This window comes from Parapedobacter deserti (assembly GCF_042646065.1).
GTDB lineage: Bacteria > Bacteroidota > Bacteroidia > Sphingobacteriales > Sphingobacteriaceae > Parapedobacter > Parapedobacter deserti.
The window spans coordinates 188771-202569 of record NZ_JBHRTA010000004.1 but is presented as its reverse complement, the minus strand read 5'-3'; the positions used below and the strand labels follow the sequence as shown (position 1 = coordinate 202569).

Here is a 13799-nt window from a genome sequence, read left to right as displayed (position 1 = left end):
GCAATTAATTTATACAAACAAAAAGGTGAAGAGGCGTTACGCCCCTTCGGGAATAAGTATCTTGGCCTTCCTGACCTTCTGTTTGAGCAGCGCAATATTAATCACTTCATGCATCTCGGTGACATAGTGGAACGTTAGGTCCTTGATATAGTCTTCCTTGATTTCCACGATATCTTTCCGGTTGGCTTTCGAAAGGATCACTTCCTTGATGTTGGCACGCTTGGCCGCCAAAATTTTCTCTTTGATGCCGCCAACGGGGAGCACTTTGCCGCGAAGGGTAATTTCTCCGGTCATGGCAAGCTTCGCTTTAACCTTTCGTTGAGTGAAACTGGAGGCCAGCGCTGTAAGCATGGTGATACCGGCCGAAGGCCCGTCTTTAGGAGTGGCACCTGCAGGAACGTGTATATGTACGTCCCATTTGTCGAACACGCCGTAGTCGATTCCGAACTCATCGGCATTTGCCCGCAGGTACGCCATCGCGATACTGGCCGATTCTTTCATCACCTCACCCAGGTTTCCTGTCAGTGTCAGCTTGCCCTTTCCAGCGCTCAGGCTGGATTCGATATACAGGATATCGCCGCCGACCTGCGTCCAGGCTAATCCGGTGACCACCCCGGCTACCTCGTTGCCTTCGTAGAATTCCTTATCAAAGATGGGTGCGCCAAGGATTTTTTCTACTGCTTCAGCGTCAACCGGTTTTGGTAGGGGGTCGTTCATGACAACGCGGGTGGCTATGCCACGTACGATTGAACCGATTTTCTTTTCTAAGCCACGCACACCCGACTCGCGGGTATATTCATCGATGATTTTTTCGACAACCTTGGGCCGGAGGGATAGATCTTTGGGCTGAAGGCCATGCAATTCCCGCTGCTTGGGAATCAAGTGCTTCTTGGCGATCTCGATTTTTTCCTCGATAGTATATCCATTGACTTCAATGACTTCCATCCGGTCCAGCAACGCAGGCTGTATGTTGGCGAGCGAGTTGGCCGTGGCGATGAACATTACGTTTGAAAGATCGTAGTCCAACTCGACATAATGGTCATAAAACGCATTGTTCTGTTCGGGATCGAGTACCTCAAGTAATGCAGATGACGGATCGCCACGGAAGTCGCTCCCCACCTTGTCGATTTCGTCCAGTACGAATACCGGATTGGCCGCACCCGCTTTTTTCAGCGATTGGATGATGCGCCCCGGCATGGCACCGATATAGGTCTTCCGGTGCCCCCTGATCTCGGCTTCATCGCGGATGCCCCCAAGGGCCATGCGCGTATACTTTCGTCCGAGTGCCTTGGCTATCGATTTGCCCAACGATGTCTTTCCGACACCCGGAGGGCCAACGAGGCAAAGGATCGGCGCCTTCATGTTGCTCTTCAACTTCAGTACAGCTAAGTACTCAATGATCCGTTGCTTCACTTTATCCAAGCCGTAGTGGTCGCGGTCGAGTACCCGTCGGGCGCGCTGGAGATCAAAGTTGTCTTTCGTGACTTCATTCCATGGCAATTCAAGTAATAACTCGAGGTAATTGACCTGTACGGAATAATCTGCCGCAGCGGGGTTGATGCGTGCCAGTTTGTCAAGCTCCTTATGGAAATGGTTGGCTACCTCCTTTGACCATTTCTTGGCTTTGGCACGGTTGCGCAGGTCTTCCATTTCAAGGTCGGGTGTATTGCCGCCAAGTTCCTCCTGAATGGTTTTCAGTTGCTGGTTGAGGAAGTAGTCGCGTTGTTGTTTGTCCAGATCGCCCCTTACCTTATTCTGAATCTGGTTTTTTAACTCCAGCAACTGAAGCTCGATATTAAGCTGCTCGAGCACCTTTGATGCCCGTTTTTCCAAATCGGCGATTTCCAGCAATTGCTGCTTAAACGGAAGATCGGCATTGAGGTTGGAGGAAATGAAATTGATCAGGAAAGCAGGGCTTTCGATGTTCTTAATGGCGATGCCCGCCTCGCTGGGTATATGAGGGGAGAGCTGGATGATTTGCAGCGCCATCTCTTTGACAGACGAGATCAACGCATTAAGCTCTCTGCTCGGCTTGTGTTTTTTTTCCTCAAAACGTTCGATATATGCTTTGAGGTACGGCTCGCTTTGGATGAGGTTGCTCAATCTGAAGCGCTGTTTTCCCTGAATGATCACCGTTGTGTTGCCGTCTGGCATCTGCAGGATCTTGATGATCATTGCTACGGTGCCAACCTTGTTGAGCTGCTCAAACGACGGATCCTCAATAGCCATGTTCTGTTGTGACACCACACCGATGATGCGGTCTCCTTTATAGGCCTCCTTGACCAGTTTAATGGATTTGTCACGCCCTACGGTGATCGGTATCACAACGCCGGGGAATAGGACGGTGTTGCGTAGCGGGAGGATGGAGAGCGATTCGGGAAGATCCGCATTGCTCATTTCGTCTTCGTCTTGCTGACTCAAGAGGGGAAAGAATTCCGTATCTTCGTTTATAATGGGGATTGCCTGATTGAAATCAAATGGATCAAAATTGCTCATGAATAGTTTTTCGTATATGATGGCGCCAATATGGCAGCCAAGTTCATTGTGCTAAACGCTAAATTGCTTTTATTAGGTAATTGCAAGGCCTATGCCAATAGTAGACTTTTTGGTAATTATTTGCAAAGATGGGTCGTATAAGTCACAACCGCTGAAAAAAAGTCAGCCAAAGGAACAGGTGGCTTGGTTACTCACTGTTTTACATATCAGCTAAGATAAGGATTTATATTGAAATTTGCGTGTCAAATAATAAAATCACTGTTTTTGAGTTATAGTTCATATTAACGAGATGTGGCAGTAAATTGCGATTGCATGTAATTATCAGTATGTTTGTAGCACGAAAATTGAATTATAATGGACCGCTAGGCTGTTTATCAGGAAGATATGGGTTTGGCTAGAAAAATTGTCTAATTTTAAAAGTGATGAAAATAGGTAAATTGAACATGGTTTTTAAGCAGCTTAACCGGAGCGTCGTCGGAGGAATACTATGCTTGGCCACCTTCGTGGCACAGGCGCAGACCACCGAGACGGCCCCCAGCAACCCCAACGTTCGATTAGGGCAAAAGGCCTTGATTGACGGCGATTTCAAGGCGGCGGCAAGTCACCTGCAGAAAGCGCTGCCGGCGGAATCAGGCGATCCGGATGTGATGTACATGTTGGGCTATTCTCAATATCAGATTGGCGATTACAAGAAAGCCGTGGAGTCGTTTGGCAAAGTGGTGGAACTGCGGCCTGATCATGAGTCTGCTTATTACTACCGCGGGAAAGCCAGCAATATCCTTGCCGTTCAGACGGAAACCAAGACGAGTTCCGCTAATCGGGAAAAATTGCTGAATGCTGCGATCGCCGACTATACTAAGGCAATCGAATTAAACCCGGGTGACGTGAAGTATTTTCAAAACCGGGGAATAGCCTACCGGGATCTCGGTATTTTACGGGGCACAGCCGGCGTAGCGAACTATGACAAGGCGCGGGCAACCGAAGCGTATGACAAGAGTATTGCAGATTTCGAGCGGGTGCTGACGATGACGCCGGGCAAGAAAGATATTCAGACAGAGGTGAAGAAAGCGAAAGTGTATCGCGATAATCTAAAATAACGCATTAAATCAGTTGGTAAAGGCTTTGACGGATGTACTGTCAAAGCCTTTTTTATTGGATAGTGCCCGATACCATATACCGGCTCTCGCCGATGAAGCGGACCTGCTGTTGCTTGTTGATGCGATAAACCGAGTCGGGATAATAATCGAGCTGCTCTTCGGTTTGGTAAAGCATATTACTGACTCTGTTAACAACAGCAATATGTTTGACGGTGCCATCCGGCCGTTTTTCTACCGTAATCCGTGCGGTCCGCAATTTGGGGTCGAGGCTGGTATACGTCAGGGTGGACGCCGTACTGTCCACGCGGTAACTGGCGCGCCAGGCTGGTTTGTTGATGTCCGATTCGGTAAACAATGCCAGTTCTTTATGCCAGTTGTTTATCTGTATGGTGCGATGTTCGGGTTGTCCGCCTTTTGAGACTACTTTGTCGATGACAGGGGCCTCACGTTGCATTCGCGCTGCTTCGCTATTAAAGTAGCCCTCCAAACTGAAATAAGGCGTGGTAGCACTTGCAGGTTGCTCCACTTCCGGACGGTTGCAGGCAGCAGCAGCCCATATCAGCATTGCGCTTAGGCAAAAACAAGCGTTGGATAAACGATTGTGCTGGATCATAATCGTCCGTGCTGCTAAACCAATACATTGCCCGTCATTTCACCGGGGATAGGCAACTGCATCATCTTCAATATCGTAGGTGCAATGTCGCCTAATTTTCCGTCCGATATCGACCTATAGTCGTTGTCTATGAGAATGCAGGGCACCAGGTTGGTGGTATGGGCAGTATTGACCGATCCGTCTTCGTTGACCATGAATTCGGCGTTGCCATGGTCGGCGATGATGATAAACGAATAGCCTTCTGCAAGACCACATGATACCACTTGTTTGGTGCAGCGGTCTACCGTTTCGACGGCTTTGACTACCGCTTGGAATACGCCGGTATGACCTACCATATCGGGATTGGCAAAATTGAGACAGATGAAGTCCGGTTTGCGCTCCGTCATATCCTTGCATATCGCATCTGCGACATGCTGGGCACTCATCTCGGGCTGCAGATCATACGTGGCTACTTTCGGTGATGGGATAAGTATCCGGTTTTCGCCCTCGAACGCTTGTTCGCGTCCGCCTGAAAAGAAAAAAGTGACGTGGGGGTATTTTTCCGTTTCAGCTATGCGGGTTTGCGTTCGGCCATGAGCCTCCAACACTTCGCCAAGCGTGTTGGTGAGGTTGTCTTTGGTGAACAAGACTTGGACCTGCTTAAACGTTTCATCGTAGGTAGTCATGGTGAGGTACTGCAATTGCAATGGGTGCATGTTCAGCTCCGGGAACGCACGCTGTGTAAGCGCAATGGTAATCTCACGACCACGATCGGTCCGGAAATTGAAGCAGACCACTACATCGCCATCTTTTATCGTGGCAATGGGCGAGCCGTACGCGTCAGTCCTGACGATCGGTTGTACGAACTCATCGGTGACGCCCGCATCATACGATTGGCGGATGGCTTGGGCAAGGTCTTGAGCTGGTCTGCCGACACCGTGAACCAATAAGTCATAGGCTTGCTTAACCCTTTCCCAACGGTTGTCGCGATCCATGGCGTAGTAGCGCCCCACAGCTGAAGCCAGCTGTCCGGTACTGGAGCTGAGAAACGCCTCCATGTCGTTGACGTATCCGATGCCGGAGTTGGGATCGGTATCCCGGCCATCCAAAAACGCATGGATAAAGACCTGGTCACTACCCAATCCGGCTTGTTTCGCAGCCTCACAGAGCCCTTTCAGGTGCATGGTATGGGCGTGGACTCCGCCGTCGGACAACAGGCCTATGAAATGCACGTGCTTGCTGCCGGATTTGGCGTATTGGAAGGCGGCTTGCAGCGTTTCGTTTGTGCTGAACTCCCCGTCACTGACGGCTTTGTGTATTCTTCCGAGTTCTTGATATACCACCCGGCCGGCTCCCAGGTTCATGTGGCCGACCTCCGAGTTGCCCATCTGACCAGGGGGAAGGCCGACAGCCTCGCCGGAAGCTTCGAGTCTTGAGTTGGGATAGTTGGCTAGCAACTCATCTAAGTTTGGGGTATTTGCAGCCTGTACCGCATTCGTATGATCTTCTTTGCCATAACCTAATCCATCCAAGATTATGAGCGCTACTTTTTTTTGATTGTTCACGGAGCAAATATAGGGTTTTTTGACAAAAATGGCTTCAAGAACAAGGACAAGAGGGACAGCCGAGCAGGGTAAATACTGGCATGTTTTTGGCTATATTGGGTTAGGGGATAACGTTGCTCGATATAAAATTCGTTTTGTAGAAAAAAGGCTACACTGAATAACAGAAAGAACGTTTAATATTGTTGAATCAATGCAAAGGATATTTGAATAAACAATTACCGTGGAAGTGAAGGGAATCAGATTTATCAAAAAGGCAGGGTTGGCAGGGATAATGTGCTTGTGTATGGTGGCAACCCTAGCCCACACCAATGATGTAGTCGATGATATTGCATCGTGTATCAGGAGCGCAAACACCAAAGGGCTCTCCAAGTATTTTTCTTCTACCGTAAGCATGACCCTCATGAACGACGAAGGCATGTACTCGCGCGTGCAGGCGGAAATCATCTTGCGTGACTTTTTCACCAGGAATACACCGACGGGTGTAAAAATCGCACACCGGTTGGACTCCAATCCGAACTTCCGCTATGTGGTGCTCAATCTTGAAACGTCTAAAGACACGTTTCGGGTTTCCTATAAGCTTACCAACAACGAAAACGCATTCCATGTCACGGAATTCCGCGTGGAACCCATCTATTGACCGAAGCTAATTTTAACTTTTATTCTTATTTTTTTGTTTTAAATAGTCATCTTAGCAGCGTTTTTTCAAAGGATGCTCATGTGGTTATGTCATGGGCAAAGAGCCCCGTTGGAGGCTTTGTTGCATTTATCCGATAGCTAGATGATTCAGGAAGGAAAAGAAAAGCTGTACCGATTTATAACCGAGGCGCTTGCAGAAGACGTCGGCGACGGAGACCACACGTCGTTGTCAACGATTCCGAGTGGCAAACAGGGAAAAGCGTTGTTGATTATCAAGGAGCAGGGAATACTGGCAGGGGTTGAAGAAGCGCTTGCCGTGTTTGACCAGGTGGATAACACACTGCAAGTTGATGTACTCCGAACCGATGGCGTATCTGTGCATAAGGGAGACATCGCGTTTCGCGTCATCGGCCCCATGCGCAGTATACTCCTCGCTGAACGGCTGGTGCTGAATATCATGCAACGGATGAGCGGGATAGCGACGGCCACGCACCGTATCGTCACGGCAATGGAAGGGACCGGCACTAAGCTATTGGATACGCGGAAAACCACACCGTTGCTGCGCTTTTTGGAAAAAAAAGCGGTATCCATTGGTGGTGGCGTAAACCATCGATTCGGGCTATATGATATGATCCTAATTAAGGATAACCATGTAGACTATGCCGGCGGGATAAGCGAAGCCGTACAACGGGCGAATGAATACCGCAGCTTACTCGGCAAGCCATTGGCTATCGAAGTGGAAGTGCGGAATATGGATGAACTGAAGGAAGTGCTAAACGTAGGGCATATTGAGCGCATCATGCTGGATAATTTCACTCCGGATCAAATACGTGAGGCGTTGACGTTGATTGATGGCCGGTTCGTAACGGAAGCTTCGGGCGGGATAACCGAAGAGAATATCCGTGACTATGCTGATACAGGAGTGGACTACATTTCCATGGGCGCACTCACTCATTCGGTGAAGAGCTTGGACATGAGTTTGAAAGCCAGCCCCCTCGATTGACAGGGTAATTATTGTTTTTTGCGTCTTTTTCGTTAATTTGCGATTCATGATATCGATGTATTTAGTCGGAGCGGTTGTGTTGGCTTATCTCTTTGGTTCCATTCCTACAGCAGTATGGCTAGGGCAATCATTCTACGGCGTGGATGTGCGGGAATATGGAAGTGGTAATGCCGGGGCGACCAATACGTTTCGTGTATTGGGAACGAAAGCCGGAGGGGCTGTGATGCTGATCGATATCCTAAAGGGCTGGACAGCGACCAATCTTGCTTACTTCATCGGGCCGTCTGTGACAGGCCCCCAGGCAGCCGCTCAGTTTGTAAATTATCAACTCGCCCTCGGTGTAATTGCTGTTGTGGGCCACCTGTTTCCCGTCTTTGCCGGGTTCAGGGGAGGGAAAGGCGTGGCTACGTTGTTCGGAATGATATTGGCCGTGCATTTTCAGGCGGCGATGGTATGTGTTTCGGTGTTTATTGCTGTGTTACTGCTGACGCGCTATGTGTCGCTAAGCTCGATAAGTGCCGGGTTTGCATTTCCGTTTAGTATCGTTTTCTTATTTCATACATCGGTGAAATCAGTGCTGCTTTATGGCATGTGCATATGCGTACTTATTCTAATCACACACCAAAAGAATATCGAACGCCTGTTGAAAGGCAAGGAATCAAAAGTGTATCTGTTCCGGAGGCGAGCGAAGGTATAGCGCCCGCACAAAATCGGCATATATATTGCTTTTACTTGCCGTAGAAATTGCTTTCAACCAAGTTTTCTTTAGCTGAATTGTATATATACGTTAAATATCATGAAACTAATCATCAAAAAAATCTGCTTATTGTCAATTGTCGGGTTGTTCATCTCGTGCGCAACTGTACCATTGACTGGTCGTAGACAGTTAAGCCTGGTAAACGAATCAGAGATCCAGCAACAGGCTGCACTGGCCTATAAGGATTTCCTGGGCGACTCGAAGACCAAGGTTGTCAAGGGCACGTCGCAGGCACAGATGGTGCAACGCGTAGGCAAGAACGTAGCCGCCGCCGTGACACGCTTTCTGCAGGAAAATGGGTACGGCAACCAATTCGATTTCAATTGGGAGTTTAACCTCATTGACGAAAACCAAATCAACGCATGGTGTATGCCCGGCGGTAAGGTTGCGGTGTATACAGGCATTTTGCCGGTTACGAAAACTGAAGCGGGACTCGCCACTGTCATAGGACATGAAATAGCGCATGCCATTGCAAAGCATTCCGCAGAGCGCATGTCACAGTCGATTATCGCACAAGCCGGTGGCGTGGCGGTGGACGTGGCCACGGCCGAACGATCAAATACCACGAGGGCAGTGCTTAATACAGCCTATGGGCTGGGCGGGCAGCTTGCACTGCTAAGTTATTCCAGAAACCAGGAGAGCGAGGCTGATCGGTTGGGATTGGTCTTCATGGCGATGGCCGGGTATAACCCTAACGAGGCGGTTGGTTTCTGGGAACGGATGGCGCAAGCAAAGCAGTCGCAGGGTGGGGGAGCTCCGCCTGAATTCCTTAGCACACACCCCAGCGACGCACGCCGGATAATCAACATCCAGAAGTTGATTCCCGAAGCCATGACCTACTACAAGAAATAGGCGAACCGCTTCGTTTTTTGTATATTTGTGCCGCCGGGAACACCTGGAGTTTGCGGTCTGCAATCTCTTATGAAATGGTATCGAAGAAAAACGACATAGCTTCAATCCGTGTGGAATACGATATGGGTAGGCTAACCGAAGCCGAAGCAGCAACGGATGCACTCGCCCAATTCCGAAAATGGTTTGACGAGGCGGTAGAAAAAAAGGTCATGGAACCTAATGCCATGACGCTATCGACGGTGTCGGCCGACGGACGCCCTTCGTCGAGGATCGTATTACTGAAGCACTTCGACGATGTGAGCTTCGGTTTTTTCACCAACTATGAAAGTAAAAAAGGGGAGGAGCTGCGCATCAATCCCAACGCTGCGCTGTTGTTTTTCTGGCCGGAATTGCAGCGGCAGGTGCGGGTAGTCGGACGCGTGGAGAAAATGCCCGAAGCGCTTTCAGACACCTATTTTCAATCCAGACCCAAGGGCAGCCAACTGGGCGCTGTAGCTTCGCCGCAAAGCCGGGAAATTGAAGGGCGATGGGTGCTTGAAGCGCAGCTGGCCAAACTGGAAAGCGAATATAAGGATACGACCCCGGTGCCACGCCCTTCACACTGGGGCGGATATTTCCTGATTCCTGACCTGCTTGAGTTTTGGCAGGGGAGGGCAAGCCGGCTCCATGACCGGTTGGTATATAACAGGCAGGCGACCGGTTGGAAAATCACTCGTGTAGCTCCTTAACGCATATTTATACAAAGATGGAGCTTATCATACGCATAAAAGCACTGTTGGAAAGCCGGTTGGGAGATCAGGCTGTAGTTGCCTTGGAGGAAGCAGGTTTGCAGTCGGCACTGGTGCTCAACAGTGCGTACTTGCCGCAGGCATGTTTGATTTTGCGCGATCATGAGGAAACCTATTTCGACTTTCTGTCCTGTATCAGCGCGGTGGACGACGGCGTGGCGGCCGGCACGTTTACGGTGGTATATCACATAGCCTCTATTCCTTTCAAACAACAGATGGTGCTGAAAGTAGTTATACCGAACGACAGGAATTTGGAAGGCCTCCCTACCGTGCCGAGTGTTGCGACGATATGGCGGACAGCGGACTGGCATGAGCGAGAGGCATTTGACCTGATGGGCATTTATTTTGAGGGGCACCCGGATCTGAGGCGAATTCTGCTGCCCGATGACTGGGAAGGGTATCCGCTAAGGAAGGACTATGAAGACGCTGAATATTACCACGGAATCCCGATTAAATAAGTGGAGGAATGATAGCTAGAGGCGACACACCATATCAAGAAGCGTTAAGGGCTTATGAGGCACGTCTTGCGGCTGTGGGCGCCGAGGAGATGGTGATCAATATGGGGCCACAGCACCCCTCCACGCACGGTGTGCTGCGGCTGCAGCTGATTACGGATGGCGAATTGGTAAAGGAAGTCATTCCGCATGTCGGCTACCTGCATCGCTGCTTTGAAAAGCATGCAGAATCGATGAGCTATGGCAAGACGATCCCGTTTACCGACCGGATGGATTACCTCGCGTCGATGAACAACAGTCATGCCTTTGTGATGGGTGTAGAGCGGATGCTTGGCATCACAGATAGGATTCCGAAACGGATCGAATACATCAGGGTGCTGGTGTGTGAGTTAAACAGAATTGCTTCACATCTGATCGCAATCGGTACCTACGGCATCGATATCGGCGCCTTCACGCCGTTTATGTGGTGTTTCCGGGATCGCGAACACATCATGAATATGCTGGAATGGGCATCCGGGTCCAGAATGCTGTATAATTACATCTGGGTAGGTGGACTGTTCTATGATCTGCCGGTGGGTTTTGAGGAGCGCTGCGGCGAGTTTATCCGCTACTTCAGGCCTAAACTGACCGAATTGGACGAATTGTTGACCGACAACCAGATCTTTGTTTCACGGACCGCGAATATAGGGGTGTTGCCCGCCGATGTGGCTATAAACTATGGTTGCTCTGGACCTATGCTGCGTGCTTCAGGTATCCGCTGGGATCTGCGGCGAATCGACGGTTATTCAGTGTATCCGGAGATCGATTTTGATATCCCGGTGGGAAGCGGGGAAATGGGTAGCGTAGGCGACTGTTGGGATCGCTTCAAGGTGCGGGTCGATGAAATCAGGGAGTCTGCCCGCATTGTCGAACAGTGTCTTGATCGGTTGACCAAAGAACTGAAACGGACACCTGATTTCGATCCGCGAGCGCTGGTGCCGAAAAAAGTGAACCTGCGGGCACAGGACTATTACGTGAGGGCAGAAAATCCGAAAGGGGAACTCGGTTTCTACTTTGTGACCCAGGAGAAAAGTGATATTCCCAAGCGTATAAAAGCCCGTGGCCCCAGTTTTCACAACCTATCGGTGCTTCCAGAATTGGCGAAAGGGGTGCTTATCGCTGATTTAATTGCTATATTAGGGTCGATAGACATTGTTTTGGGCGAAGTGGACCGATAACTTGGTGTGGAAAATCGTAAAATAATTTGGATAGGTGTAGAATAAACACTATATTTGCAGTTCATAATTTAGGTTTATAATTGGTTAGTAAAGGTTTCCATTCTCCCCGTTTGGAAACCTTTCTTTTTTTTGAGCATATTGATTGAATTGAAGTGCCCATAACATAATTAATAAAAAAATGCTTGAGCTTATGGAGCCCAAGCATTTTTCATTATAATGGCGGCAGTTTTTCTTAAAAGTAAAACTGTACGCCGATACGCGGAGCCAATGAATTGGCGTTCAATCCGAACGAGTTGGTCGTAACGTTTCCGCCTTCTTCTGGTTTCAAGGTGGTGTTTTGATAGTACAGACCTCTTACCGAAAGTTCGATTCCGATCTTACTGGTGGGAAAATAAGCGAAGCCAGGAGCCAACTCAGCGCCATATTGCTCTGTGTTGCCTATTTTGGTGTCCCCGTCTTTGGCTGTGCCCCATCCCATAGGTACAGAAAGCTGGCCAAAGAACTTAAAGTCGCCATCACCTTTGTATAGTCGAGCAAACGGCGCAACACTGAAAACGCCAAGTTTGTTGCCATCGAAAGCGAAGGAACCGGTGTTTTCCTGATAAGAATAACCAATACCGGTTCCGATAGCGAAATTGTCGCTAACGAAAAATCCGACAGAAGGCAAAATGCCAAGAGCGTGAGCTTCGCCATCTGCATCTTTCACCTTCGTATAGTCATACGATACATTTCCGCCGAGGATGGTTTTGCCTTTTTCAGTTTGGGCATTGGCTGCAAATGTAACTGCAACGGCTGCTGATAAGGTTAAAAATAGTTTTTTCATTTTTGTAAATTATTTAGTTAAACAATTATGGTCATGTAATTCATATTAAACAGACCATCTGACTATGATGGTCAGTATGCAATACCGGTGCCAAGAACTGTCATGAAATCGTAACGAGTGTCACCAATGTGTCTCTTTTTCTTCGCAACAAGTAGTGGGCTGATAATTGTCTCTTTACGGTCAAATAAACGTCACTATAGCGTAGTGTTTTTCCGAGGGCATACGCCATAACGCTATGTTCTGCGACCTTAAGCATCCCCCCTAATTAGGTTGTTGACTTGTTGACATAATTTGTCAGCTTTGCTGATGTAAAAAAGGCCAAGCTGTCATAGCTTGGCTTATCAAAGCATTTTGTATGTCTGCGAGTTACTCGAAGTACTCCTTGATGCGTTCGAAAAAGGTTTTTTCAAACCTCCCCGGTTGCGGCCTGAAGTTCGGGGAGTTTCGCAGGCGCTCGAGCAGTTCCCGCTCTTCAGGTGATACGGCTTTCGGGGTCCACACGTTGACATAGACCAGTTGGTCGCCTTTGTGATACGAATTCACTTCGGGTACTCCTTTTCCTTTCAGCCGCAATATCTTTCCAGCCTGAGTGCCCGGTTCTATCTTGATTTTGGCCTTGCCGTCTATCGTCGGGATTTCTACGCTTGTGCCCAAGGACGCGTCGACAAAATTGATGTATAAGTCATAAACGACGTTGGTGCCATCCCTTTTAAGGCTCTCATGTGGTATCTCTTCAACAAGAATGATGAGGTCACCGGGAACACCGCCGCGGGGAGCGGCATTTCCTTTTCCGCTCATGGAAAGCTGCATGCCTTCGCTTACACCGGCCGGGATATTGATGCTGATGGTTTCCTCGCCACGAACAAGTCCATCACCGTGGCAAACCGAGCATTTCGCGGATATCTCCACGCCTTCGCCACTGCAGGTAGGGCATGTGCTTGTGGTCTGCATCTGTCCGAGAATGGTATTCGTCACCCTGCGCACGGCACCTGTTCCCCCACAGGTTCGGCAGGTGTGGAACGATGATTTATCTTTGGCGCCGCTGCCATCGCAAGCGGAACATACGACCTGTTTGTTTACTTTTATCTTTTTCTCCGCTCCTTTAGCGATTTCCTGGAGCGTTAGCTTAACTTTTATGCGCAGGTTGGACCCTTTGGCCACACGGCGTCCGCCGCGTTGTCCGCCGCCACCGAAAAAGCTTTCAAATGGGCTGCCGCCGCCGCCGAAAATGTCGCCGAATTGGCTGAATATGTCTTCCATATTCATGCCCCCACCCCCGTAGCCACCGGATGCACCGCCTGAATGGCCGAACTGGTCATAACGCTGCCGCTTCTCGGGATTGCTGAGCACTTCATAGGCTTCGGCTGCTTCCTTGAACTTTTCTTCGGCCTCCGAGTTGTTCGGGTTTTTGTCAGGATGGTACTTAATGGCCAGTTTGCGGTAAGCCGACTTTATCTCTGCTTGGTCCGCATTGCGCGAAACACCCAGTACGTCATAATAATCTCTTTTTGACATGCT

At 49.3% G+C, this 13799-nt stretch carries 13 protein-coding genes; 8 read left to right on the top strand and 5 right to left on the bottom strand.

Annotated elements, in window-relative coordinates; all coding sequences use genetic code 11:
- Nucleotides 1–36 precede the first annotated feature (36 nt).
- Nucleotides 37–2496 (bottom strand): endopeptidase La, encoded by a 2460-nt coding sequence (gene lon, locus ACFOET_RS01585; protein ID WP_379018871.1) that lies wholly within the window; start codon nucleotides 2494–2496, stop codon nucleotides 37–39.
- A gap of 422 nt (nucleotides 2497–2918) precedes the next feature.
- Here lon and ACFOET_RS01580 point away from each other — a divergent pair, with 422 nt between their 5' ends.
- On the top strand, nucleotides 2919–3593 hold the full coding sequence (locus ACFOET_RS01580) for a tetratricopeptide repeat protein (RefSeq protein ID WP_379018869.1): 675 nt from the start codon (nucleotides 2919–2921) through the stop codon (nucleotides 3591–3593).
- A gap of 52 nt (nucleotides 3594–3645) precedes the next feature.
- Here the strand turns inward: ACFOET_RS01580 and ACFOET_RS01575 are convergent, their stop codons facing one another.
- Entirely contained in the window at nucleotides 3646–4158 is a 513-nt protein-coding gene (locus ACFOET_RS01575) for a hypothetical protein (protein WP_379018867.1), read from the bottom strand.
- Nucleotides 4159–4220: 62 nt separating this feature from the next.
- Nucleotides 4221–5750, bottom strand: a complete 1530-nt coding sequence (gpmI, locus tag ACFOET_RS01570; protein WP_379018865.1) for a 2,3-bisphosphoglycerate-independent phosphoglycerate mutase — start codon at nucleotides 5748–5750, stop codon at nucleotides 4221–4223.
- 283 nt (nucleotides 5751–6033) lie between these two features.
- On the opposite strand from gpmI, the gene ACFOET_RS01565 reads away from it, so the two are divergent.
- From ACFOET_RS01565 to ACFOET_RS01535, 7 genes are all read left to right on the top strand, one after another.
- A complete protein-coding gene (locus ACFOET_RS01565) occupies nucleotides 6034–6387 on the top strand; it encodes a DUF4783 domain-containing protein (protein WP_379018863.1) in 354 nt (117 codons plus the stop codon).
- Nucleotides 6388–6528: 141 nt separating this feature from the next.
- A complete protein-coding gene (nadC, locus tag ACFOET_RS01560) occupies nucleotides 6529–7389 on the top strand; it encodes a carboxylating nicotinate-nucleotide diphosphorylase (RefSeq protein WP_379018861.1) in 861 nt (286 codons plus the stop codon).
- Nucleotides 7390–7435: 46 nt separating this feature from the next.
- Complete coding sequence (gene plsY, locus ACFOET_RS01555) at nucleotides 7436–8086, top strand: glycerol-3-phosphate 1-O-acyltransferase PlsY (protein ID WP_379018859.1); 651 nt, start codon at nucleotides 7436–7438, stop codon at nucleotides 8084–8086.
- A 99-nt stretch (nucleotides 8087–8185) separates the two neighbouring features.
- A complete protein-coding gene (locus ACFOET_RS01550) occupies nucleotides 8186–8998 on the top strand; it encodes a M48 family metallopeptidase (protein WP_379018857.1) in 813 nt (270 codons plus the stop codon).
- A gap of 74 nt (nucleotides 8999–9072) precedes the next feature.
- A complete protein-coding gene (gene pdxH, locus ACFOET_RS01545; RefSeq protein ID WP_379018855.1) occupies nucleotides 9073–9726 on the top strand; it encodes a pyridoxamine 5'-phosphate oxidase in 654 nt (217 codons plus the stop codon).
- Between the two features lie 17 nt (nucleotides 9727–9743).
- Entirely contained in the window at nucleotides 9744–10244 is a 501-nt protein-coding gene (locus tag ACFOET_RS01540) for an NADH-quinone oxidoreductase subunit C (protein ID WP_379018853.1), read from the top strand.
- A gap of 8 nt (nucleotides 10245–10252) precedes the next feature.
- On the top strand, nucleotides 10253–11458 hold the full coding sequence (locus ACFOET_RS01535; protein ID WP_379018851.1) for an NADH-quinone oxidoreductase subunit D: 1206 nt from the start codon (nucleotides 10253–10255) through the stop codon (nucleotides 11456–11458).
- Between the two features lie 232 nt (nucleotides 11459–11690).
- On the opposite strand, the gene ACFOET_RS01530 is transcribed toward ACFOET_RS01535, so the two are convergent.
- Both ACFOET_RS01530 and dnaJ read right to left on the bottom strand, forming a co-directional pair.
- The gene (locus ACFOET_RS01530; protein WP_379018849.1) at nucleotides 11691–12281 is read right to left on the bottom strand and encodes a porin family protein; all 591 of its coding nucleotides are present in this window, start codon (nucleotides 12279–12281) and stop codon (nucleotides 11691–11693) included.
- A 366-nt stretch (nucleotides 12282–12647) separates the two neighbouring features.
- Complete coding sequence (gene dnaJ / locus ACFOET_RS01525) at nucleotides 12648–13796, bottom strand: molecular chaperone DnaJ (protein ID WP_379018847.1); 1149 nt, start codon at nucleotides 13794–13796, stop codon at nucleotides 12648–12650.
- Between the last annotated feature and the right edge of the window lie 3 nt (nucleotides 13797–13799).

Excerpts from the sequence above, each read along its gene's own strand:
- lon (WP_379018871.1), bottom strand. The coding sequence starts at position 2,496 with ATGAGCAATTTTGATCCATTTGATTTCAATCAGGCAATCCCCATTATA.
- ACFOET_RS01580 (WP_379018869.1), top strand. The coding sequence starts at position 2,919 with ATGAAAATAGGTAAATTGAACATGGTTTTTAAGCAGCTTAACCGGAGC.
- ACFOET_RS01575 (WP_379018867.1), bottom strand. The coding sequence starts at position 4,158 with ATGCTGATATGGGCTGCTGCTGCCTGCAACCGTCCGGAAGTGGAGCAA.
- ACFOET_RS01565 (WP_379018863.1), top strand. The coding sequence starts at position 6,034 with ATGGTGGCAACCCTAGCCCACACCAATGATGTAGTCGATGATATTGCA.
- nadC (WP_379018861.1), top strand. The coding sequence starts at position 6,529 with ATGATTCAGGAAGGAAAAGAAAAGCTGTACCGATTTATAACCGAGGCG.
- plsY (WP_379018859.1), top strand. The coding sequence starts at position 7,436 with ATGATATCGATGTATTTAGTCGGAGCGGTTGTGTTGGCTTATCTCTTT.
- ACFOET_RS01550 (WP_379018857.1), top strand. The coding sequence starts at position 8,186 with ATGAAACTAATCATCAAAAAAATCTGCTTATTGTCAATTGTCGGGTTG.
- pdxH (WP_379018855.1), top strand. The coding sequence starts at position 9,073 with ATGGTATCGAAGAAAAACGACATAGCTTCAATCCGTGTGGAATACGAT.
- ACFOET_RS01540 (WP_379018853.1), top strand. The coding sequence starts at position 9,744 with ATGGAGCTTATCATACGCATAAAAGCACTGTTGGAAAGCCGGTTGGGA.
- ACFOET_RS01535 (WP_379018851.1), top strand. The coding sequence starts at position 10,253 with ATGATAGCTAGAGGCGACACACCATATCAAGAAGCGTTAAGGGCTTAT.
- ACFOET_RS01530 (WP_379018849.1), bottom strand. The coding sequence starts at position 12,281 with ATGAAAAAACTATTTTTAACCTTATCAGCAGCCGTTGCAGTTACATTT.
- dnaJ (WP_379018847.1), bottom strand. The coding sequence starts at position 13,796 with ATGTCAAAAAGAGATTATTATGACGTACTGGGTGTTTCGCGCAATGCG.